This window comes from Acinetobacter sp. CE-15 (assembly GCF_051059255.1).
Classification (GTDB): Bacteria; Pseudomonadota; Gammaproteobacteria; order Pseudomonadales; family Moraxellaceae; genus Acinetobacter; species Acinetobacter guillouiae.
Genome location: NZ_CP192737.1, coordinates 3,375,212 through 3,397,590, shown reverse-complemented (window position 1 = coordinate 3,397,590; position 22,379 = coordinate 3,375,212). Strand labels below are relative to the sequence as shown.

Here is a 22,379-nt window from a genome sequence, read left to right as displayed (position 1 = left end):
GCATATATTTAATCAAGTCAAAGAAGACTTTCAAAATTTGTAAGACGGCCAACGACGTCCGTTCTGATCGTTACTGATATGCCTCGTGCATAACAGCAACTTATATACGTTCAGTTCAGGAGATCGAAGCTATGTCTTCAAATTTAGATGCGAAAAAAGCAACAAAGATTCATCTTTTCAATTTTAGCAGCGCAGCAATGCGGGCCTTCCATATGAGTTGGCTCGCCTTTTTTGTCTGTTTCTTTGCATGGTTTGCTTGTGCGCCGTTAATGCCTGTGATTGCAGGTGAATTCCATCTGACTAAAGATCAAATTGCCAATATCAATATTGCCGCGGTGGCCATCACGATTTTAGTCCGTCTGATCGTGGGTCCCTTATGCGACAAATACGGTCCGCGTAAAACCTATACCGCATTACTGATTATCGGCAGTATCCCTGTATTTGGTGTGGCATCTGCCAATAGTTATGAATCCTTTCTATTTTTCCGTCTATTGATAGGTGCAATTGGTGCCAGCTTTGTCATCACGCAATATCACACCAGTATTATGTTTGCGCCAAATGTGGTGGGAACTGCAAATGCAACCACCGCTGGTTGGGGCAATGCGGGCGGTGGCGCAACTCAAGCCTTGATGCCATTGATGCTTGCCGCATTGGTGATGTTTGGGGTTGAACAAGCCATGGGCTGGAGAATTGCACTGATTGTACCTGGTGTGCTGATGTTAATCGTCGGTGCAATGTATTGGAAGTTTACGCAAGATTGCCCACAAGGTGATTTTAAAGAACTTCGTGCACAAGGTCTGCATGTGGGCAGTGATAAAAAAGGTGGTATGGCGATTTTACTGCATGCTGCAAAAAACTATCGTGTTTGGATTCTGTTCGGTGCTTATGCAGCTTGTTTTGGTATCGAAATTTTTATTCACAACATTGTCGCAATGTACTACGTAGATCATTTCAAATTTGGTTTAAAAGAAGCGGGTATGGCCGCAGGGATTTTTGGCTTACTGGCGCTGTTTGCCCGTGCACTTGGCGGTATTGTTTCAGACAAGATGGCGACTAAAAAAGGTCTCGATGGCCGTACTAAAGTATTGTTTGCCATGATCCTGTTAGAAGGCGTATTTCTGATTGTCTTTTCTCAAATGAATACCGCAATTCTGGCGATTTTGGTCATGACCGTATTTGCTTTATTTACCCATATGGCTTGCGGTGCGACCTATGCACTGGTTCCATTTATTGATCGTGATGCTTTGGGTGGTGTGGCTGGCATTATCGGTGCAGGCGGTAATGTCGGTGCTGTTGCTGCTGGTTTCTTATTAAAAGGCATGTTGGATATTCAAACGACGCTGATGGTTTTAGGTGGTTTGGTGGTGATTGCTGCAAGTTGTGTATTGATGATCCGTTTTTCGGTTGAACATAAAGAGAAAGAGCAAAAGTTATTTGAAGCTGCGGTACTTGAGCGAAATAGCATGGAACAAAATGCTGTAAGTCTTAAACAAAACAGTGCGACTTAATTGAATAACAAGAGCAAAAACAATCGAGGAGAATCGATATGAAATTAGTGATGATTGGTCATGGAATGGTTGGGCACAAATTTATTGAATCTGTGCTGGAACATGCAGGTGATGAAGTTGAAATCACGATTTTGGCAGAAGAACCCCGTTTAGCTTATGACCGTGTACATTTGACTGAATATTTTACAGGGAAGTCTGCAAAAGATTTAACCCTCTGTCGTGCTGACTTTGCCGATGCTTATGGTATCGACCTGCGCTTAAACACCAAAGCTACTGATATAGATACCTGCAATAAATGCATCACCACCAATCATGGCGATGTGATTAGCTATGACAAATTGGTGCTTGCGACGGGTTCCTATGCTTTTGTTCCACCAATTTCAGGTCACGACCGTAACAACTGTTTTGTTTACCGTACCATTGATGACTTGGATGCGATTCGGGCAGCGAGTTTATCGGCAAAATCGGGTGTGGTCATTGGCGGTGGTTTGTTGGGTTTGGAAGCTGCCAAAGCACTTCGTGATTTAGACTTGGAAACCCATGTTGTTGAATTTGCACCTCGTTTAATGGCAGTACAAATTGATGATTTGGGCGGAAAAGTTTTACGCGCCAAAATTGAAAATTTAGGCGTAAAGGTCCATACCCAAAAGGCCACTTCGTCTATAGAAGAGGGTGTGAATAGCACCCATGTGATGAAGTTTGCAGATGGTTCAGAACTTGAAACAGATATTATTCTATTTTCAGCGGGGATTCGCCCACGTGATGAATTGGCGCGCCAAAGTGGTTTAGCTTTAGGTGAGCGTGGCGGTATTGTGATCAACGATTACTGCCAAACTTCAGATGCAGACATTTATGCAATTGGTGAATGTGCATTATGGAACAATAAAATTTATGGTTTAGTGGCGCCCGGTTATGACATGGCACGGATTGCGGCAAAACATGTGATGCAACAAAGTTGCCCTACATTTGCTGGCGCAGACATGAGCACCAAGCTAAAACTGATGGGTGTCGATGTGGCATCGGTAGGCGATGCTCATGCCATGACTGCAAATGCATTGAGCTATTTCTATGCCGATGAGGATGCAATGGTCTATAAAAAGATCGTGGTCAATGCAGAGAAAACCCAATTACTAGGTGCGGTACTGGTCGGTTGCGCCAAAGAATATAACGACTTATTGCAAATGATGCTCAATGGATTGGCTGTACCTGAAAATCCAGAAAGTTTAATCATGCCAGGCTATGCACAATCTTCAGCAAAAGTGGGAGGTAGTGGTGTAGATTTATTGCCAGACAGTGCCACGATTTGTTCATGTAATAACGTTTCTAAAGCAGATATTTGTAGTGCAATTGCAGAGGGTTCGACCTCATTAGGTGCGTTAAAAAAATGTACCAAAGCCGCAACCGCATGTGGTGGATGTGCACCCTTAGTGACCCAAGTTTTAAAATCTGAATTACAACGTCAAGGGGTAACGGTCAATAATCATCTTTGTGAACACTTTGCTTACTCACGCCAAGAGTTGTATCACTTGGTACGGGTCAATGAAATTAAAAGCTTTGATGATTTGATTCAACAACATGGGCATGGTTTAGGTTGTGATATTTGCAAACCGACAGTGGCCAATATCTTGGCATCTTGCTGGAATGACTTTGTTCTCACCTCAAATCATGCTGGGTTGCAAGACAGTAATGACTACTATCTAGGCAATATTCAAAAAGATGGTTCGTATTCTGTTGTACCACGTATGGCAGGCGGTGAAGTGACGCCAGATGGTTTGATTGCAGTCGGTCAGATTGCCAAAGAATATGGTTTATATACCAAGCTAACCGGTGGGCAACGGGTAGACTTATTTGGAGCACAAGTCCATCAATTGCCAGAAATTTGGGAAAAGCTGATCAATGCTGGTTTTGAGTCTGGTCATGCCTATGGCAAGTCATTACGTACCGTTAAATCTTGTGTTGGGAGCACATGGTGTCGTTATGGTGTCGATGACTCTGTCGGTTTAGCCATCTTCCTTGAAAATCGCTACAAAGGTTTGCGTTCCCCACATAAATTAAAAATGGCAGTTTCGGGTTGTACCCGTGAGTGTGCCGAAGCACAAAGCAAAGATGTTGGGGTGATTGCCACTGAAAAAGGCTGGAACTTATATGTCTGTGGCAATGGGGGAATGAAACCTCGCCATGCAGAACTTTTAGCTTCTGACCTAGATACGCAAACTTTAATTCAATATATCGACCGCTTTTTTATGTTCTATATCCAAACAGCGGATCGTTTACAACGGACTTCAGTATGGCGTGACAATATGGAAGGTGGTTTGGATTATCTTAAAGATGTTGTTGTACATGATTCCTTAGGGGTTGCTGCTGAACTTGAACGTCAAATGAGCCATGTGGTGGGCACTTATCAAGACGAATGGCGCACTGCGGTGGAAGATCCTGAAGTACGTAAACGTTTTGTGACCTTTATTAATGCCAAAGCTGAGCAACAGCAAGATCCACATATTCAGTTTGCCAAAGTCCGTGGGCAAATTCGCCCAAAAACTGAATCAGAACGTGATCAGAGCCGTATTCCTGTAGTTGAAGCATAAGCATATGAACACTTGCTTTATTGGCCTTATTCCACAGCTTAAAAACAAGTCTGGTGGAAGATCTGATCAACGTTGTTAAAAGGATAAATACAATGACCATTTTAAAAGATATGAATGAACTCGATTGGCTCGATATTTGTGCATTGCAGGAGATTACGCCCAATACAGGTGTAGGCGCATTACTCGGGCAACAACAAGTGGCTATTTTTCGGGTAGGCAGTGAAAAGCGTGTATATGCGCTGAGCAACCAAGACCCATTTAGCAAAGCCTTTGTCATGTCACGTGGAATTATTGGTGATTTACAAGGTGAACGTGTAGTTGCATCACCGATTTATAAGCAACATTTTAGTTTAGCAACAGGCCGTTGTTTAGAAGACAAAGATCAAAAATTATTGGTTTTTCCAAGCAAAATTGAAAATGGCCGGGTTTGGGTCAGTCCAACGCCACAAAAAACTTATATCACCAATAATGGTACGGCTCAGGAAAAAATCAATTTAGTTCTGGTGGGGAACGGATTGGCAGGCATGCGTTGCTTGGAAGATTTGCTGGATATGGCACCTGATCGTTATGAGGTGACGGTGATTGGTGAGGAGCCTTGGGGTAACTATAACCGGATTATGCTGTCGCCTGTCTTATCAGGGGATAAAACCATTGACGACATTATGCTACATCCCCATTCATGGTATGCCGAGAAAAATATTCGCTTTATTGCGGGTGATGCTGCGGTACGTATTGACCGTCCCCGTAAGCAAGTCTATACCGAAAAAGGTGTGGTGGTGAGTTATGACCGTTTGATTTTAGCAACGGGTTCAAAACCATTTATTCCACCAGTCAAAGGCTCAGATTTGGATGGCGTGTTGAGCTTTCGTGATATTTATGATGTCAATAATATGCTCGACTACTGCAAATCTAAAAACAATGCCGTGGTGATTGGTGGCGGTCTATTGGGGCTAGAAGCCGCATATGGTTTAAAACAACGTGGTATGAATGTGACGGTTTTGCATTTGATGGATCGCATTATGGATCGCCAACTTGATGCTAAAGCCAGTCAAATGTTGAAAACAGCAATTGAGCAAAAGGGCATTCCGATCATCACAGAAGCCAATACAGAAGAATTACTCGGTGAAAATGGTCATGTCACCCAGGTTCGGTTAAAAGATGGCACGCTTTTAGATGCAGATCTGGTGGTTTTTGCCGTGGGTATTCGCCCAAATATGGCTTTGGCACAAAGTGCGGGTTTACGCTGTAATCGCGGTGTGTTGGTCAATGACACCATGCAAACCTATGATCCAAGTATTTATGCAGTGGGTGAATGTATTGAGCATCGTAACCAAACTTTTGGTTTGGTAGAACCTTTATGGGGTCAAGCCTTTATTTGTGCATCACATTTGGCCGAACACGGCAGTTTGACCTTTAAAGCACCGACTGTTCCAACCCAGTTAAAAGTCAGTGGTTGTGATGTTTTTTCAGCAGGCCGCATTGATTTAGAAAACAGTCAACCTCTAGAAGATTTCGAAGACATTATTCTGAATGATGAAAAACGTCAAATCTACAAACGCATTATTATTCAAAAGGATAAAGTCGTTGGTGCGGTACTGTTTGGTGATACAGAGGATGGCACTTGGTACGCTGAATTGATTGCTGATCAAACCCCAATTTCTTCGATTCGCAATAAATTGTTATTTGGTCGGGATTTTGCATTAAAAAAAGCAGGCTGATTTATATCGCTTAACCCCCTTCATCTTAACAGGAGGGGGCGATTAAAAATGAAAGCCATATTTAAGTGAATGTATAGCATTGAGGAGCACAGCAGCAATGAATAGTATCCCTGTAATGGAACTGCCTAGCTCCACAGAACATAAGATCACAAGCACACAAACCACTTGTCCTTACTGTGGTGTAGGCTGTGGTGTCACAGCAACAGTGCATGACACTACGCTAGGACCAAAAGTGTCTGTGGTTGGCGATGTCAATCATCCCTCGAATTACGGAAAACTGTGTATTAAAGGCAGTAATTTAGCCGATACGCTGGGGTTGGGCACACGTGTTTTACATCCGATGCTTGGGCGTCATCCGCATCAGCAAGTCACAGATTGGGATAGCGCAACAGATTTAATCGCCAATAAATTCCAACACTATATCGAGCAATATGGTCGTGACAGTGTCGCATTTTATGTTTCGGGTCAGTTGTTGACGGAAGACTATTATGTGGTAAATAAATTCGTTAAAGGCTATTTGGGCACAGCCAATATCGATACCAATTCAAGATTGTGTATGTCTTCGGCGGTTGCCGCACATAAGCGTGCTTTTGGTGAGGATTTGGTACCTGCAAGTTATGATGATTTTGAACATACTGACATGGTGATTTTGGTCGGTTCAAATACAGCATGGTGTCATCCCGTGATGTATCAACGCATCATGAAAGCCAAAGAATTAAGACAACAAAAGCAAAGTGATTTATTTGTGGTGGTGATAGATCCACGCTTTACTGCCACATGTGAAGCAGCTGATTTGCATTTGCCTATTTTGATTGGTCAAGATGTTTGCTTGTTTAATGGGTTATTACAATATTTACATCAACAGGGTTATGCGGATAGCGCATTTGTTGAGGCACATACACAAGAGCTAGATACGGCACTAAAAAGTTCGCAAGCTGAAACAGATATCCAAGATGTTGCAGTGAAAACAGGAATTTCGCTAGAAAAACTCCAGCTCTTTTTTGAAAAGTTTGCCCAAACTGAAAAAGTCATGACCCTATTTTCAATGGGGGTAAACCAGTCTTCACGTGGTGTGGTCAAAGCCAATAGCATCATTAATTGTCATTTGTTGACGGGTAAAATTGGAAAGTTGGGCGCAGCACCGTTCTCAATGACAGGACAACCCAATGCAATGGGCGGGCGTGAAGTGGGTGGACTTGCCAATATGCTGGCAGCACACATGGACTTAGATAATCAACAACATCAACAGCTTGTGCAAAGTTTTTGGAACAGTCCAAGCATTGCCAAACACGTTGGATTAAAAGCCGTTGATCTTTTTGAAGCAGTGGAAAGTGGCAGGATTAAAGCCATTTGGATTATGGCGACCAATCCGGTGGTCAGCCTACCCAATGCCGATCAGGTCAAACGTGCTTTAAACAGTTGTGAGTTTGTTGTGGTCTCTGATATTTGCAAAGATACCGACACCACTCAGTTTGCCGATGTGCTGTTACCCGCATTGGGGTGGGGGGAAAAGGATGGTACGGTCACCAATTCAGAACGCCGTATTTCACGACAACGTGCTTTTTTAGACCCACCTGAGCAGGCCAAAGCGGATTGGTGGGCTGTGGCACAAGTGGCTAAAAAGCTTGGATTTACTGGCTTTGATTTTGCAAATAGCCACGAGATTTTTAAAGAACATGCATTGTTATCTGCCTATCAAAATGCAGAGATTAATGCGCGATCAAATGCACAAAGCTTTCGTTACTTCAATTTACAAGGTTTAACTGATCTTTCATTGGATGAATATGATCAATTGGCGCCCATTCAATGGCCTGTGATCATGCGCAATCAGGCTGAGCATGCATTCGCACAATTGTTTTCACAGGGGCAGTTTAGCCATGCAGATGGCAAAGCTAAATTTATTGCCACGATGGCGATAGACCCAGTCCATCAAAGCAATACTGAATATCCTTTAATTCTCAATACAGGACGGATTCGAGATCAGTGGCATACCATGACCCGCACAGGTCTATCTGCCAATTTAAGCACCCATAAAGCAGAACCCTTTTGTGAAATTCATCCCAATGATGCATTGAAATATGGCTTGAAAGAAGGCGAATTGGTCGAAATCAAATCGGCTTGGGGCAATTGTGTCTTGCGTACTGTGCTCAGTGACAATATCCGCCGTGGACAAATTTTCGCCCCGATTCATTGGAATGATCAATTTGCTTCGGATGCCCGTATTGGCAAAGTGGTCAATCCAGTGGTAGATGCAATTTCAGGCGAGCCAGAATTCAAATATACCCCTGTGATGATTCAGCCATTTTATACTCAGTGGCAAGGGGTATTTTATGTCCGCGAAGGGTATGAACACATTGTTAAAAATAGCATCGAAAATACGGTGTGGTGGACAAAAATTCAGACCGCCAAAGCAGTACGCTATGAATTGGCGGATCGTCGTCGTTTTACCCAAACTACCCAACATCTCAAACAACTCTTACCCTTTGAAGATGAGAGTTTTGAGTGGTTGAACTTGGAAGATCAAACTGCACACATTAGCCATAGTGTGGTGTTAAAAGAAGGTCGCCTTATTGCAAGTTTATATATTGCACCCAAAGCCTTGTTGCCTGATCGTGATTGGGTTGCCAGTTTATTTAAACGTGATCGTTTAAGTGCGATGCATCGTAAAGCCTTACTTGCTGGACAAGCCATGTCGATGGGCAATAGTGAAGGGCCATTGGTATGTAGTTGCTTTAAGGTAGGCAAAAATCGAATTATTCAAACCATTAAAGAAAACAATATCAATCATGAAAAACAAGTGACTGCATGTCTAAAAGCAGGCGGTAATTGTGGTTCATGTCTACCTGAAATTCGCGGATTGATTAAAGCCTGTCAAGCGGAGCTTACACAATGAAAAGAATTATAAAACCCAAGAAAGCCAAGCAATATCCACAAACTGATCTTGTCATTCTTGCGGGCGGTCAGGCAAGGCGTATGAATGGAATCAATAAACTGTTACAGAAATTTGATGATCAAATTCAATTGGGGGGCTGTTGACATTTCATAAATGGCTTGCGTTGTAAGCTAAAATTGAGCAGGCAAGGCATGAAACGAAGAGAATAGCGAGACTATTTTCAAGTTTCATAACGAAGGCTGAGATAATTTTAGCCACAACCCTGAGCAAGAACAAAGCACTGCTTTGTTTGCAGCGCAAGGCGCAGCGGGGGACTAGCGTGTTTTTTGCCGCTACGTCGTTACGAACTACTCATTTAGAATGACTAAATTTCGTATTTCCTGCCTAGTATCGCCTAAAAAACACACGTAGTCGCAAACATAGACGAATTGTCAACAGCCCCTTAGATCCATCAACAATTAAAAAATCGAGTCGCGCAGATTTGGGTCAATAGCCACCGTGATTATTCAATTTATCAAAAACTTATTCCCAGTTTGTATTGCTATCAGGATGATGAAAAAGGCTTTTATGGTCCGCTGATGGGAATAAAAAGTGCATGGTCTTATGTGACATCTGACTATGTACTTTTTGTGCCCTGTGATGTGACATTTATTCCACCTGAGGTTATTGAAAGATTACATATGGCTTTAGCGGGTCATCCCTTAGCACAAGTGGCTTATGTCAATATCAATGGCAAAGCCTTATATCCATTTTGTTTGTTAAAGTGCAGTGCTTTAAATCAAATCTGCACTCATCTTGAACAAGGACAACGCAGTTTAAAGGCATGTTTTTCTGATTTGCACGCTCAGGAAGCGTTATTTGAAAATCATGCACTGTTTTTTCACAGCATCAATTCTTTGGATGAATTACAGCAATATCAACAGCTCAAGTTTTTACATTGATTGGCTTGGTTTGGACTCGTTTTTTGCAAATCTCTATTTTTGAGAGAATTCGAGCAGGTTTTAGCTTAAACACATTGGTGAATGATCAAAGTTGGAACACTTTTTGCAATTTCAAGATCAATAAAATAGCGCAGATTTTAAGTTTTAAACAATCTTGAATTTAAATCGTGCTTGGGATGTGTAAATGAATGCAATGACACAATACGAAGAGGGTACGGCTTTTGTCGATCAATATGGTCGTAACAAGCGAAAACTCCGAATTTCAGTGACAGATCGCTGTAATTTTAAGTGTGTTTATTGTATGCCTGAACATCCAGAATGGATCAAAAAACATGATTTACTCAGTTTTGAAGAACTGTATATATTTTGCGAATTTATGGTGCGCCATGGCATTGAACAGATTCGGATCACAGGTGGTGAACCGTTAATGCGTCAAGGTGTGGTGCACTTTATTGGTCAACTGCAAAAATTAAAAAAGCTCGGGCTAAAGCGGATTTCAATGACCAGCAATGCACACTATCTTAAACAATACGCAAGTCAGTTAAAACAAGCTGGTTTAGATGACTTGAATATTAGTCTGGACAGTTTAGATCAAGCACAATTTAAAGCACTGACTCAAAAAGAATTAAAACCTGTATTAGCGGGCATTGCTGCTGCACAGCAGGCAGGTTTTAAAATCAAGATCAATGCTGTATTGATTAAAGGGGTCAATGAGAATCAGGTTTTACCCTTAGCACATTGGTCAATTCAGCAGCATTTAACAGTGCGTTTTATTGAATTTATGCCTTTAGATGGAGAGGGACTTTGGACGCAAGCCGATATTGTCACTGAGCAAGAAATTTTAGCTCAATTACAGCAGGACTTTGTTGTCACTTTACAGCAAGGACAGTCTTCCGAGCCTGCACGGCAGTATTTTATTGATGGTTATCCGATTGGCATCATTTCGACCATTACCAATTCATTTTGTGGCACATGTGACCGTGTGCGTTTAACCGCACAAGGTGATTTTTATAATTGTCTATTTGCGCCAAAGGGGATCAGCCTAAAAGCACAAATTAAGGCACTGAATCAAGATTCACCTGTTTTAGAGCCTCTCCGATTAGCGCAAACCAGTTCACCAAATGCAGCTGTATATTCGCCAATAACATTAGATTCGCCACAGCATAGGCAATTACAAGATACTTTGTCTGATTATATTTGGCAGAAAAAACAAGGCTTTGATGAGATTTATCAACAGCCAAAATCAAAACATTCATCATCTCGAAAAATCAGTATGTATATGATTGGAGGTTAATATGTCAGATCAATTTACTATTCCAAATACACCAGACTCGGCAAACATTGCCAATCAATTCAAAGATATCCAGCAGCACATGACTGTAAAAATTGAATGCTTTGGTGCAATTGAACGTTTACTGCCGACCGATTTAACTCTGCAATGTGAGTCTGAAATGAGGATTTCGGATGTTTTGGATTATGTGGTACGCGCTTATCCACATGCAGGAAACATGCTTGAGCGTTGTGCATGTGCAATAGGCGAAGAGATTATCCCACATCAGACCTTATTAACAGCGGATAGTACTGTGGTTTTACTGTCACCTGTTGCGGGAGGTTGATATGCATACATTTGAACAAACGCTTAAACAATTCAACAGAATTCAGGATACCCCTTTAACCCAAGACAGTTTTGACCCGATTCAAGACTTTCCTGAATGCGGTGGCATTGGCATCTTTATTGGAACAGTACGCAATCATCATGAAGGCAAAGCGGTCAAAGCGCTGAAATATACCGCCTATGCGCCTGTTTCAGAAAAAATGATTCGTCAAATTGAGCAAGAGATTCAACAAAAATTTGCGGTGGCTTATGTACGAGTCATTCATCGTATTGGTGCTTTAAACATCGGTGAAAAAGCCATTATTGCCATTGCTTATGCAGCGCATCGCCGTGAAGCATTTGCAGCCTGTGAAGAAGCAGTAGAACGGGTAAAACATGAGGTTCCCGTATGGAAAGAAGAATTTTATCTGGATGGCACGAGCCAATATGTTGCGGGTTGTTGTATTCGAAAAGATGATGTGGAACAAGATCATTCAGTACAAAAAGATTCATTTCACCACCATGACTGTGAGCATGATCATGGCGCTTCTGATGACCATTTATCTCAGCACAATCAACCTCAGCATCATCATTCTCAAGCGCAGCAATCAGCGCATCGACATTCTGAGCACAATCATTCTTTTGCACATCATTCCAAATCTACACATTTAGGGCACACGCATTCAGAATACAGTAGTCAACAAAAGGATCATGAAGCTGAACAGCAAGTGTTGTTAAGCAAACAGTGTGAACAGACAATTTATCAATGGCATATGTAAAAACATATCGAGCAAACTTCACAAAGTGTGTTCTTCACAAAGTATGTTTTGTCATGTAAAAGATGTTGTTATCTGAACAGATGCTAAATCACTTGGCGTAAATCCCGCGCTGTTTCTTGCAGTAACGGCAAGATATGCGTAATTAAATAATCTTTGGTGGTGCGTATGGTGGGGGAGACAATATTGAGTGCGGCAACAACAACCGCATTTGAGTCATAAATCGGAACTGCCACAGCATGCACCCCCAATTCGTGCTCTTCACAGGAATAACACCAGTCTTGTTCTTTAATCTCATGCAGTAGTTCTATAAAGGCAGCACTTTCTGTATGGGTGTATTTAGTGAAACGCTTTAATGGATATTGGGTCAGCCACTGCTTTTGTTCTTCGACATTTAAATGCGCCAATAAAATTTTCCCGGCAGAGGTTGCATGCGCAGCCAGACGATTGCCTAAATGTAAGCCATAGGGATTAACTCGGTCTGTTTGTTGGTGCGCAGCACTACGTGCAATGGTAATTGCTTCATAACCATCTAGCACCATCACGGAATAAATCAGCGAGGTTTGGTTGGTCAATAAATTTAATAAGGGTTGGCAAATTTTAGGTAAAGGGGAGCCATCTAAATAAGCGCCAGAGAACTTGAGAATTTTCGGGGTTAAATAATAATAATGTCCGTCAAAGTCTAAATAGCCTAAGTATTCTAATGTGAGTAAATGGCGACGCGCTGCTGCACGGGTCATTCCGGTTTTCTCAGCTGCCGTGCTGATGTTAAAACGATGCCGTTCAGGTCCAAAACATTCCAAAATCGCCAAACCTTTTGCAATCCCCGCAATAAAATCCTCATGGCGAATGATCTTTTTATTTTCAGTATGATGGATAAATCGGGTGGTTTTTTTTTGGTCATTGTCCATAACGCAGATCCTTATTTTAAATCAGATTCCGTAAAATTATTTTAAACCGAAAGTAGACTGTTTTAGTGGGATAAAGTTCGATCATCGAACATAAAAAATAATGATCGAACAAAACCTCCCTTCAAGCCTAGAAGTAAATACAAAATTTATCAAGAATGAAGATAAGAAATCCGAACAAAACACTCAACTTATGTTTCATCGGTTTCTAGGATGAAACAAATGAGTGATTCATAGTACAGGAAGTAGTCAGATGATTGATAAAAGCGCCACCTCATTGAGCGAGGTTCTGTCCCACATCAAAGATGGTGCAACCATTATGATTGGTGGCTTTGGAACAGCAGGACAGCCCGCAGAGCTGATCGATGGGCTGATTGAACTTGGCGTTAAAGATCTGGTGATTGTCAATAACAATGCAGGCAATGGCGATTACGGTCTGGCTAAACTGCTTAAATCAGGTGCAGTCCGTAAAATCATTTGTTCTTTCCCTCGTCAGTCTGACTCTTGGGTATTTGATGAACTCTACCATGCAGGCAAGATCGAACTGGAACTGGTTCCACAAGGTAATCTCGCGTGTCGTATTCAAGCCGCTGGAATGGGTTTAGGTGCAGTATTTACCCCAACAGGCTTTGGCACATTATTGGCAGATGGTAAAGAAACCCGTCATATCGATGGCAAAGACTACGTGCTTGAATATCCAATTAAAGCAGACTTTGCACTGATTAAAGCACATCAAGGCGACCGTTGGGGCAACTTGGTTTATAACAAATCAGCACGTAACTTTGGTCCAATCATGGCGATGGCTGCAGATGTCACCATTGCACAGGTTTCAGAGGTGGTTGAATTGGGTCAACTTGATCCTGAGCATATTATTACCCCAGGGATTTTTGTTCAGCATGTGGTTGCAGTTGATGCAACCAATGGTAATGGAGAATAACAATGAGCTACCAAAAACTAAGCCGTGACCAAATTGCTGAACGTGTTGCCCAAGATATTCCCGATGGTGCTTATGTCAATTTAGGCATTGGTTTACCGACCAAGATTTCAAAATATCTACCAACAGACAAAGATGTATTTCTACATTCTGAAAATGGTTTATTGGCTTTTGGTCCTCCACCCGCCAAAGGTGAAGAAGATCCTGAGCTGATTAATGCTGGCAAAGAATATGTGACCATGCTAACGGGTGGCTCGTTTTTCCATCATGGTGATTCTTTTGCCATGATGCGTGGTGGACATCTGGATATTGCGGTATTGGGTGCATTCCAAGTAGCGGCTAATGGTGATCTTGCCAATTGGCATACTGGTGCGCCTGATGCAATTCCTGCGGTGGGTGGTGCAATGGATTTGGCTGTAGGAGCTAAGAAAGTGTTTATCACCACAGATCATGTGACCAAGCAAGGTGAACCTAAGATTGTTGAAGAACTGACTTATCCAGTAACAGGCAAACATTGTGTTGATCGTATTTATACCGACCTATGTGTGATTGATGTGACCGCAGATGGCTTAAAAGTGCTTGAAAAAGTTGCAGGTCTGAGCTTTGAAGAGTTACAGGCTTTGACGGGTGCTCAATTGATTGATGCGACACAGGGATAATAAATCCCTCCCTTGCGGAATGATTAAATCTCCCCTAACCCCTCTTTATGAAAGAGGGGAACTTCTTCTTTTACAAAGAGGTGAGCTGCTGTAGTAGCAGCGCAAGGGAGATTATTTAAGGATATAAACAACATGAAAAACGCTTACATCATAGATGCCATCCGTACCCCATTTGGTCGTTATGCCGGTGGTCTTGCGCCAGTCCGTGCAGATGACCTCGGTGCTATTCCAATTCAAGCATTGATACAACGTAATCCAACGGTAGATTGGCAGCAAGTTGATGATGTGATTTATGGCTGTGCCAATCAGGCCGGTGAAGACAATCGTAATGTCGGGCGTATGTCAGCATTATTGGCAGGTGTGCCCTATCAAGTGCCAGCAACCACTGTCAATCGTTTATGTGGTTCATCACTGGATGCGATTGCCATGGCAGCTCGCGCCATTAAAGCCAATGAAGCAGATTTAATTATTGCGGGTGGCGTAGAAAGCATGAGCCGTGCGCCCTATGTGATGGGTAAGTCGGACAGTGCTTTTGGACGTAGTCAAAAGATCGAAGACACCACTATGGGCTGGCGCTTTATCAACCCAAAACTTAAAGAATTGTATGGTGTGGACAGCATGCCACAAACCGCTGAAAACGTAGCAGAACAATTCAATATTAACCGTGCGGATCAAGATCAGTTTGCGCTAAACAGCCAACAACGTACTGCGGCAGCACAAGCTCAAGGCTTTTTCAAAAATGAGATTGTACCTGTCACTATTCCACAGCGTAAAGGTGATGCTGTGCTTGTGGATACCGATGAACATCCACGTGCATCAACCACTTTAGCAGCACTGACAAAACTTAAAGGTGTGGTCAAAGCTGATGGTACGGTCACGGCGGGTAATGCATCTGGGATTAATGATGGTGCTGCGGCGTTATTGATTGCTTCAGACGAAGCTGTAGAAAAATACCAATTAAAACCACGTGGCAAAATTATTGCAGCAACCACTGTAGGTGTTGAGCCACGAATTATGGGCTTTGCACCTGCGCCTGCGATTAAGAAACTGCTTAAACAAGCTGATCTTAGTTTAGCGCAAATGGATGTGATTGAACTGAATGAAGCCTTTGCTGCCCAAGCTTTGGCGGTAACCCGTGATTTAGGTTTGGCAGATGATGATGCACGTGTAAATCCCAATGGTGGTGCGATTGCTTTAGGTCATCCTTTGGGTGCATCAGGTGCCAGACTGGTGACGACTGCCTTAAATCAACTTGAACAGATCAAGGGTGAATATGCCTTATGTTCAATGTGTATTGGGGTAGGTCAGGGTATTGCATTAATTATTCAACGTGTTGAGTGAGGTATCTGATGAGCCAGTTATACGCCAGCTTATTTTATCAGCCTGATGTCACAGCAATCTTTAGCGATCATGCCTTATTGGCTTATATGATCCAAGCCGAAGTGGCTTTGGCAAAAGCACAGGCGCAAGTGGGGGTGATTCCACCATCCGCAGCCAGCATCATTGAACAAGTTGGACAACAGGCCTTAGCAAAAATTGATTTTGAAGCATTGGCAACCGCGACAGCTCTTGCGGGAAATATTGCGATTCCTTTGGTTAAGCAATTTACTGCGATAGTAAAACAACAGGATGAAGACGCAGCGCGTTATGTACATTGGGGCGCAACCAGCCAAGACATTATTGATACAGCCACGATTCTGCAATGCCGTGATGCTTTGGGGCTGATCGAAAAACAAGTACAACAGGCTTATCAAGTTTCATTAGACCAAGCACAACAGTATCGTGCCCAAGTCATGATTGGTCGCACTTGGTTGCAACAAGCCTTACCAATTACTTTAGGGCATAAGTTTGCACGTTGGGCTGCGACATTTAAACGTGATCTTGATCGTCTAAGTGAGATGAAAAGTCGCGTGCTTACTGCTCAACTCGGTGGGGCTGTGGGTTCATTGGCATCATTACAAGACCAAGGTTCCGCGGTGGTTAAAGCCTATGCTGCGGCGTTGAATTTAACCTCACCTGAGTGTACATGGCACGGTGAGCGTGACCGTATCGTTGAAATTGCCAGTGTACTTGCCCTGATCGTCGGTAATGTTGGCAAGATGGCAAAAGACTGGTCTTTGCTGATGCAAACTGAAATTGCTGAAGTCTTTGAACCCACTGCAAAAGGTCGTGGTGGCTCATCCACCATGCCACATAAACGTAATCCAGTTGCAGCCGCTTGCGTACTTGCAGCAGCCAACCGTGTGCCTGCATTAATGGCAAGTGTCTACCAAAACATGCTGCAAGAACATGAACGTGCTTTAGGTACTTGGCATGCAGAATGGTTGGTGATTCCTGAAATTTTCCAGTTATGCGCAGGTGCTTTAGAACGCACGACAGATGTACTTGAACATATGCAAGTCGATGCAGAAGCGATGCAGCGCAACCTTGAGTGTACTCAGGGCTTAATCATGGCAGAAGCTGCAATGATGGCACTGGCACCCAAAATTGGACGCTTAAATGCGCATCATTTGGTTGAGCAAGCTTGTCAGCAGGCTATTGCGCAACAGCAGCATTTAAAAACAGTGTTGTCAGCAATGGCTGAGGTGAATGTTCATCTAAGTGCACAGGAATTAGCAGAGATTTTTAAACCAGCCGCTTACTTGGGCAATATTCAGGCACAAATTGATGCCGTACTACAAGCAGCACAAGGAGTGTCTAAATCATGAAAGTCAGTATGAAAATTAAAAATCGTCAAGGACAGCAACTTGCCGTTCAAATCCAAGGCGTAAAAAATGCACCCGTGATTATATTTTCTAACTCACTTGGAACAGATCATGGGATGTGGCAAGCGCAAGTAGATGCTTTGGCACAACACTATCAGATCATTACTTATGATACCCGTGGGCATGGTGCAAGTGATGTGATTGCCAACAGTACGCTGCAAAACTTTGCCGACGATGTGATTGATATCTTAGATACATGGCATATTGAAAAAGCGCATTTTTGTGGAATTTCAATGGGTGGCATCACTGCACTCACACTGGCTATTCAATACCCTGAACGCTTTTATAGCATCACTGTGGCAAACTCAGCCGCGAAAATTGGTACTGCTGAAGCATGGAATAGCCGTGCTGATAGCGTAGAGCAAGATGGGCTGGCTGAAATTGTTAAAACCACACATACCCGTTGGTTTAGTGGGCATTTTGATTATGCACATGATGTGCTTGCTCAAAAAACCATACAAAGTTTAGCGGTGACACCTGCACAAGGCTATGCCAATGCCTGTCGAGCTTTGGCAGATGCAGATGTTCGAGATCAGCTCAATCAAATTCAAATCCCAACTTTAATTATCGCAGGTCAATATGACCCTGTAACGACGGTTCAAGATGCAGAATTTATGCATCAATCCATTCCAACCAGTCAACTTGAAATCTTGGCAGCGTCTCATTTGTCCAATATTGAACAACCACAAGTGTTCAGTCAGGCATTGTCCAAGTTTATTCAGAACATATAACCGTCTAGGGTTAGAAAGGAATTCGCCTACAAGGAGGCAACTATGGCACAGGAATTTGCTGCCCCAAAAAACAGTATGGATGCTCAGGCACTCATTAATGATGCACCGATCAGCAAGTATCAATGGATGATTGCAATCATTTGTTTTCTGATTGTATTTGTTGATGGAATCGATACGGCTGCAATGGGCTTTATTGCACCAGCTCTGGCACAGGATTGGGGGATTGATCGCTCTCAACTTGGACCTGTGATGAGTGCAGCACTGGGTGGAATGATCATTGGTGCATTGGTTTCAGGACCTACTGCGGATCGTTTTGGACGCAAGATTGTATTAACTATCTCAATGTTGATCTTTGGTGGTTTTACCTTGGCATCAGCTTATGCGCCAAACTTAGACAGTTTGGTTGTACTGCGCTTTTTAACCGGTATTGGCCTAGGCGCAGCAATGCCAAATGCCACCACATTGTTTTCAGAATACTGCCCAAATCGTGTTCGTTCACTGCTCGTGACCTGTATGTTTTGTGGCTATAACTTGGGTATGGCAACGGGTGGTTTTGTCAGTAGTTGGCTGATTCCTACCTTTGGATGGCACAGCTTATTTTTGCTCGGTGGTATTTCACCGTTGATCCTGATGCTGTTGGTAATTGTACTGTTACCTGAGTCATATCGCTTCTTGATTGTTAAAGGTCGAGATGCTGCAAAAGTTCGCAAAATCCTAAGCCATATTGCACCTGAAAAAGTACAGCTTGCTGACAGCTTTTATATCCCAGAAGAACAGTCTGCTGTGGCACAAAAGAAAAATGTATTTGGCATGTTGTTTTCGCAAAAATTTGCCAAAGGCACAGTGTTGTTATGGTCAACCTACTTTATGGGCTTGGTGGTGATTTATCTACTGACCAGCTGGTTACCAACTTTGATGCGTGAAACCGGCGCAACCATGGAACGCGCAGCATTTATTGGCGGTCTATTCCAGTTTGGTGGTGTGTTGAGTGCGTTATTTATTGGTTGGGCAATGGATCGTTTTAACCCGAACCGCATTATCTCAGCATTCTATTTTATCGCAGGCTTATTTGCTGTTGCCGTAGGTCAAAGCCTCAGCAACCCAACATTATTGGCCATTTTAGTGTTATGTGCAGGGGTTGCAATCAACGGTGCGCAATCTGCAATGCCAGCATTAAGTGCCCGTTTTTACCCAACTCAATGTCGTGCAACTGGTGTGGCATGGATGACAGGGATCGGTCGTTTTGGCGCAGTGTTTGGGGCTTGGATTGGTGCTGTTTTACTCGGCAATGATTGGTCTTTTACCGCAATTTTAAGCTTATTGATGATTCCTGCAACCGCTGCGGCTGTGGCAATTTTTGTTAAATCCTTAGTGGCGCATACCGATGCAAGCTAACTTTCTCAAGATCAGAAATAAGATCATAAAGAGGGACAATTTCCATGAATGATGAACAACGTTACCAACAAGGACTACAGGTCCGCACCGAAGTATTGGGTGAAAAACATGTCGGTCGATCTTTAGAAAACTTGAATGACTTTAACCAAGATTTTCAAAATTTTATAAGCCGCTTTGCTTGGGGTGAGGTGTGGTCACGTGAAGGTTTACCACGGCATACCCGCAGTTTAGTCACCATTGCCATCTTATTGGCATTGGGACGAGAAGATGAACTCAGAATGCATCTACGTGCTTGCTTTAACAATGGTGTTACCAAGGACGAACTCAAAGAACTGATTTTACACAGCTCATTGTATGCGGGACTGCCAGCCGCAAATGCTGCAATGCACATGGCTGAAGATGTTTTTAAAGAACTCGGAATAGAAGTGCAACCTGTCGCTGCACAACAACAGGATTAAGGAGATAGGCATGTTAAGTCATACATTGGGTGCATATCCGCAACGGAATACAGAAGATCACCCGCCAGCATATACACCAGGCTATAAAACCAGTGTATTACGCTCGCCCAAAAATGCATTGATCTCGATTAATGAAACATTAACTGAAGTCACTTCACCGCATTTTTCACCTGAAATTTTTGGTGCAAAAGACAATGATTTGATTTTGAACTATGCCAAAGAAGGGCTCCCAGTCGGCGAGCGAATTATTGTACATGGTTATGTGCGTGACCAGTTTGGTCGCCCTGTAAAAAACGCCTTATTGGAAGTTTGGCAAGCCAACGCATCAGGTCGTTATCGCCATCCAAATGACAAATTTATTGGCGCAATGGATCCTAACTTTGGTGGCTGTGGTCGTACCTTAACCGATGAAAATGGTTTTTATATTTTCCGTACCATTAAACCGGGGCCATATCCTTGGCGTAACCGAATCAATGAATGGCGTCCAGCGCATATCCATTTTTCATTGATTGCCGATGGTTGGGCACAACGTTTGATTTCGCAATTCTATTTTGAGGGCGATACCCTAATAGATACTTGCCCGATTTTAAAAACCATTCCATCTGAAGATCAGCGTCGTGCCTTGATCGCATTAGAAGATAAAAACAATTTCATTGAATCAGATAGTCGTTGTTACCGCTTTGATATTCATCTGCGTGGTCGTCGTGCGACTTATTTTGAAAATGATTTGACTTAAGGAACTCAGACAATGAATGCATGGAATTTTCAGGAAATTAAGGAAACCCCATCACAAACAGGTGGTCCTTATGTGCATATCGGTTTATTGCCACAACAAGCCAATATTGAAGTATTTGAACATAGCTTCGATAACCAGTTGGTGAAACAACACACCCAAGGTCAACGTATCCGTATTGAAGGTCAAGTGTTTGATGGACTGGGTTTACCATTAAGAGATGTATTGCTGGAAATCTGGCAAGCCGATGCCAATGGGGTTTATCCAAGTCAGGCTGATACCCAAGGCAAAACAGCCGATGCTCATTTTCAGGGCTGGGGTCGTACAGGCGCAAATTTTGAAACAGGTTTTTGGAGTTTTGACACCATTAAACCGGGGGCTGTCGCAGGGCGTAAAGGCTCAACTCAAGCACCGCATATTGCAGTCGCACTCTTTGCTCGTGGAATTAACATTGGTTTGCATACCCGTATTTATTTTGACGATGAAGTGGAAGCAAATGCCAATGACCCTGTATTGAACAGTATTGAATGGGCAGTCCGCCGCCAAACCCTGATTGCTAAACGCAGTGAAGTCGACGGTGAAATCGTCTATCGCTTTGATATTCGCATTCAAGGTGAAGACGAAACCGTGTTTTTTGATATCTAGGAATCGCCTAAATCTCTTTTTAAAGGGGGCTTGTCACGAACTTATTGAAGCCTTGAGATTTGTGATATGCCTCCTTTTTTAAAAGGTGGACATGATATGAAGTTATTGAAGTCTTGAGATTCGCTATACCCCTCCCTTTTAAAAAGGGTGAGGAACGATTGAAGTTCCGCAAGGGAGGGATGAGGAGGGGTTTAGATAGACGAAAAGCACCTAAATTAAATCGTAATCAAGCGAAAACGCGATATACAAACGGACAATTTATTCAGGAAGATGAAAATGAAACTACAAAAACTTGCAGCATTGACGCTTGCACTTAGCTCCATATTTACCTTTCAAATGACACAGGCACAACCTGTTTCACCAAGCCCAGTTGAACTTGCAGAATTGGCAAAACTCCCCGTAAAAACCATAGTCCCGATTACAGCAAAAACCAAAGAACAAGCTTTAGCACAAGCAAAAATCATTGCCAATAATCCAGATGCGGATTTGGCTGAGTTCCGCATAGATCTGCTCAACTTTGCCAGTGACACTAAGCAAGTGATTGCTTTAGGACATGAGCTTAAACAGATTTTAGGGGTTAAACCCATGATCGCGACCATTCGTACCCATAACGAAGGCGGGCAATTGACCATCAGCGATGCGGATTATGGCAAAACTTATCAAGCCTATTTACGCCAACCCTTTATGGACATGCTGGATGTGGAAATGTTCCGAGATCAGCAAGTGGTGAAAAACACCATTAAATTGGCACATGAACAAAAAGTGTTGATTGTGATGTCCAATCACGATTTTAAAAAGACCCCTGATGAAGCAGAAATCGTTCAACGCTTGCTTAAACAAGATCAGCTTGGCGCAGATATTCTTAAAATCGCAGTGATGCCACAAAGCAAACAAGATGTATTTACCTTGATGAATGCCACTTTAAAAGTCAGTCAGCAATCAAAAAAACCATTGCTCACCATGTCGATGGGCAAACTCGGCACGATTTCTCGAATTGCCACAGCCAATATGGGCGGCAGCTTTAGTTTCGGCATGATCGGTGAGCCTTCTGCGCCCGGTCAAATTGATGTGACCCAACTCAAACAGTTATTAAAAACCGTTCAACCTACACCATAAATTAAAAGGAATTTTTAGAC

18 protein-coding genes and 2 pseudogenes are annotated in these 22,379 nt (G+C 42.8%); 19 read left to right on the top strand and 1 reads right to left on the bottom strand.

Annotated elements, in window-relative coordinates; genetic code table 11:
* The first annotated feature begins 131 nt into the window (after window positions 1–131).
* From ACQ7EO_RS15580 to ACQ7EO_RS15540, 9 genes and pseudogenes are all read left to right on the top strand, one after another.
* Window positions 132–1,508 carry an MFS transporter gene (locus ACQ7EO_RS15580; protein ID WP_434277943.1) on the top strand — a complete coding sequence of 459 codons (1,377 nt, stop codon included), beginning with the start codon at window positions 132–134 and terminating at the stop codon, window positions 1,506–1,508.
* 38 nt (window positions 1,509–1,546) lie between these two features.
* A complete protein-coding gene (gene nirB / locus ACQ7EO_RS15575) occupies window positions 1,547–4,093 on the top strand; it encodes a nitrite reductase large subunit NirB (RefSeq protein ID WP_434277942.1) in 2,547 nt (848 codons plus the stop codon).
* 92 nt (window positions 4,094–4,185) lie between these two features.
* Window positions 4,186–5,811, top strand: coding sequence for a nitrite reductase small subunit NirD (gene nirD / locus ACQ7EO_RS15570; protein WP_434277940.1), 1,626 nt, complete (start codon window positions 4,186–4,188; stop codon window positions 5,809–5,811).
* Window positions 5,812–5,908: 97 nt separating this feature from the next.
* On the top strand, window positions 5,909–8,704 hold the full coding sequence (locus ACQ7EO_RS15565) for a molybdopterin-dependent oxidoreductase (protein WP_434277938.1): 2,796 nt from the start codon (window positions 5,909–5,911) through the stop codon (window positions 8,702–8,704).
* Window positions 8,701–8,847, top strand: coding sequence for a hypothetical protein (locus ACQ7EO_RS15560; RefSeq protein ID WP_434277936.1), 147 nt, complete (start codon window positions 8,701–8,703; stop codon window positions 8,845–8,847). The genes ACQ7EO_RS15565 and ACQ7EO_RS15560 overlap by 4 nt, the downstream gene beginning before the upstream one ends.
* 303 nt (window positions 8,848–9,150) lie before the next feature.
* Window positions 9,151–9,645: pseudogene (gene mobA, locus ACQ7EO_RS15555) on the top strand (molybdenum cofactor guanylyltransferase); the annotation flags it as partial.
* A gap of 184 nt (window positions 9,646–9,829) precedes the next feature.
* Entirely contained in the window at window positions 9,830–10,939 is a 1,110-nt protein-coding gene (gene moaA / locus ACQ7EO_RS15550) for a GTP 3',8-cyclase MoaA (RefSeq protein WP_434277935.1), read from the top strand.
* 79 nt (window positions 10,940–11,018) lie between these two features.
* Entirely contained in the window at window positions 11,019–11,261 is a 243-nt protein-coding gene (locus ACQ7EO_RS15545) for a MoaD/ThiS family protein (protein WP_434279623.1), read from the top strand.
* A 1-nt stretch (window position 11,262) separates the two neighbouring features.
* Window positions 11,263–11,716: pseudogene (locus tag ACQ7EO_RS15540) on the top strand (molybdenum cofactor biosynthesis protein MoaE); the annotation flags it as partial.
* A gap of 385 nt (window positions 11,717–12,101) precedes the next feature.
* On the opposite strand, the gene pcaU reads toward ACQ7EO_RS15540, so the two are convergent.
* A complete protein-coding gene (gene pcaU / locus ACQ7EO_RS15535) occupies window positions 12,102–12,926 on the bottom strand; it encodes an IclR family transcriptional regulator PcaU (protein WP_004819909.1) in 825 nt (274 codons plus the stop codon).
* A 250-nt stretch (window positions 12,927–13,176) separates the two neighbouring features.
* Between pcaU and ACQ7EO_RS15530 the strand changes: the two genes are divergently transcribed.
* The 10 genes from ACQ7EO_RS15530 (at window position 13,177) to aroD (ending at window position 22,359) form a co-directional block, all read left to right on the top strand.
* A complete protein-coding gene (locus ACQ7EO_RS15530) occupies window positions 13,177–13,860 on the top strand; it encodes a 3-oxoacid CoA-transferase subunit A (RefSeq protein ID WP_434277934.1) in 684 nt (227 codons plus the stop codon).
* 2 nt (window positions 13,861–13,862) lie between these two features.
* Entirely contained in the window at window positions 13,863–14,516 is a 654-nt protein-coding gene (locus ACQ7EO_RS15525; RefSeq protein ID WP_154131082.1) for a 3-oxoacid CoA-transferase subunit B, read from the top strand.
* A 132-nt stretch (window positions 14,517–14,648) separates the two neighbouring features.
* The gene (gene pcaF / locus ACQ7EO_RS15520) at window positions 14,649–15,857 is read left to right on the top strand and encodes a 3-oxoadipyl-CoA thiolase (RefSeq protein WP_327858353.1); all 1,209 of its coding nucleotides are present in this window, start codon (window positions 14,649–14,651) and stop codon (window positions 15,855–15,857) included.
* Between the two features lie 8 nt (window positions 15,858–15,865).
* A complete protein-coding gene (gene pcaB / locus ACQ7EO_RS15515; protein ID WP_434277932.1) occupies window positions 15,866–17,224 on the top strand; it encodes a 3-carboxy-cis,cis-muconate cycloisomerase in 1,359 nt (452 codons plus the stop codon).
* 8 nt (window positions 17,225–17,232) lie between these two features.
* Window positions 17,233–18,012: a 3-oxoadipate enol-lactonase gene (gene pcaD / locus ACQ7EO_RS15510; RefSeq protein WP_034617775.1), complete on the top strand. Its 780-nt coding sequence runs from the start codon at window positions 17,233–17,235 to the stop codon at window positions 18,010–18,012.
* 42 nt (window positions 18,013–18,054) lie between these two features.
* Window positions 18,055–19,407: an MFS transporter gene (locus ACQ7EO_RS15505; RefSeq protein ID WP_004819915.1), complete on the top strand. Its 1,353-nt coding sequence runs from the start codon at window positions 18,055–18,057 to the stop codon at window positions 19,405–19,407.
* A gap of 44 nt (window positions 19,408–19,451) precedes the next feature.
* On the top strand, window positions 19,452–19,865 hold the full coding sequence (pcaC, locus tag ACQ7EO_RS15500; protein WP_004722141.1) for a 4-carboxymuconolactone decarboxylase: 414 nt from the start codon (window positions 19,452–19,454) through the stop codon (window positions 19,863–19,865).
* A 10-nt stretch (window positions 19,866–19,875) separates the two neighbouring features.
* A complete protein-coding gene (pcaH, locus tag ACQ7EO_RS15495; RefSeq protein WP_004722139.1) occupies window positions 19,876–20,601 on the top strand; it encodes a protocatechuate 3,4-dioxygenase subunit beta in 726 nt (241 codons plus the stop codon).
* A gap of 12 nt (window positions 20,602–20,613) precedes the next feature.
* On the top strand, window positions 20,614–21,243 hold the full coding sequence (gene pcaG, locus ACQ7EO_RS15490; protein ID WP_034617756.1) for a protocatechuate 3,4-dioxygenase subunit alpha: 630 nt from the start codon (window positions 20,614–20,616) through the stop codon (window positions 21,241–21,243).
* 276 nt (window positions 21,244–21,519) lie between these two features.
* Window positions 21,520–22,359: a type I 3-dehydroquinate dehydratase gene (gene aroD / locus ACQ7EO_RS15485; RefSeq protein ID WP_434277931.1), complete on the top strand. Its 840-nt coding sequence runs from the start codon at window positions 21,520–21,522 to the stop codon at window positions 22,357–22,359.
* The last annotated feature ends 20 nt before the right edge of the window (window positions 22,360–22,379 follow it).

Excerpts from the sequence above, each read along its gene's own strand:
- ACQ7EO_RS15580 (WP_434277943.1), top strand. The coding sequence starts at position 132 with ATGTCTTCAAATTTAGATGCGAAAAAAGCAACAAAGATTCATCTTTTC.
- nirB (WP_434277942.1), top strand. The coding sequence starts at position 1,547 with ATGAAATTAGTGATGATTGGTCATGGAATGGTTGGGCACAAATTTATT.
- nirD (WP_434277940.1), top strand. The coding sequence starts at position 4,186 with ATGACCATTTTAAAAGATATGAATGAACTCGATTGGCTCGATATTTGT.
- ACQ7EO_RS15565 (WP_434277938.1), top strand. The coding sequence starts at position 5,909 with ATGAATAGTATCCCTGTAATGGAACTGCCTAGCTCCACAGAACATAAG.
- ACQ7EO_RS15560 (WP_434277936.1), top strand. The coding sequence starts at position 8,701 with ATGAAAAGAATTATAAAACCCAAGAAAGCCAAGCAATATCCACAAACT.
- moaA (WP_434277935.1), top strand. The coding sequence starts at position 9,830 with ATGAATGCAATGACACAATACGAAGAGGGTACGGCTTTTGTCGATCAA.
- ACQ7EO_RS15545 (WP_434279623.1), top strand. The coding sequence starts at position 11,019 with ATGACTGTAAAAATTGAATGCTTTGGTGCAATTGAACGTTTACTGCCG.
- pcaU (WP_004819909.1), bottom strand. The coding sequence starts at position 12,926 with ATGGACAATGACCAAAAAAAAACCACCCGATTTATCCATCATACTGAA.
- ACQ7EO_RS15530 (WP_434277934.1), top strand. The coding sequence starts at position 13,177 with ATGATTGATAAAAGCGCCACCTCATTGAGCGAGGTTCTGTCCCACATC.
- ACQ7EO_RS15525 (WP_154131082.1), top strand. The coding sequence starts at position 13,863 with ATGAGCTACCAAAAACTAAGCCGTGACCAAATTGCTGAACGTGTTGCC.
- pcaF (WP_327858353.1), top strand. The coding sequence starts at position 14,649 with ATGAAAAACGCTTACATCATAGATGCCATCCGTACCCCATTTGGTCGT.
- pcaB (WP_434277932.1), top strand. The coding sequence starts at position 15,866 with ATGAGCCAGTTATACGCCAGCTTATTTTATCAGCCTGATGTCACAGCA.
- pcaD (WP_034617775.1), top strand. The coding sequence starts at position 17,233 with ATGAAAATTAAAAATCGTCAAGGACAGCAACTTGCCGTTCAAATCCAA.
- ACQ7EO_RS15505 (WP_004819915.1), top strand. The coding sequence starts at position 18,055 with ATGGCACAGGAATTTGCTGCCCCAAAAAACAGTATGGATGCTCAGGCA.
- pcaC (WP_004722141.1), top strand. The coding sequence starts at position 19,452 with ATGAATGATGAACAACGTTACCAACAAGGACTACAGGTCCGCACCGAA.
- pcaH (WP_004722139.1), top strand. The coding sequence starts at position 19,876 with ATGTTAAGTCATACATTGGGTGCATATCCGCAACGGAATACAGAAGAT.
- pcaG (WP_034617756.1), top strand. The coding sequence starts at position 20,614 with ATGAATGCATGGAATTTTCAGGAAATTAAGGAAACCCCATCACAAACA.
- aroD (WP_434277931.1), top strand. The coding sequence starts at position 21,520 with ATGAAACTACAAAAACTTGCAGCATTGACGCTTGCACTTAGCTCCATA.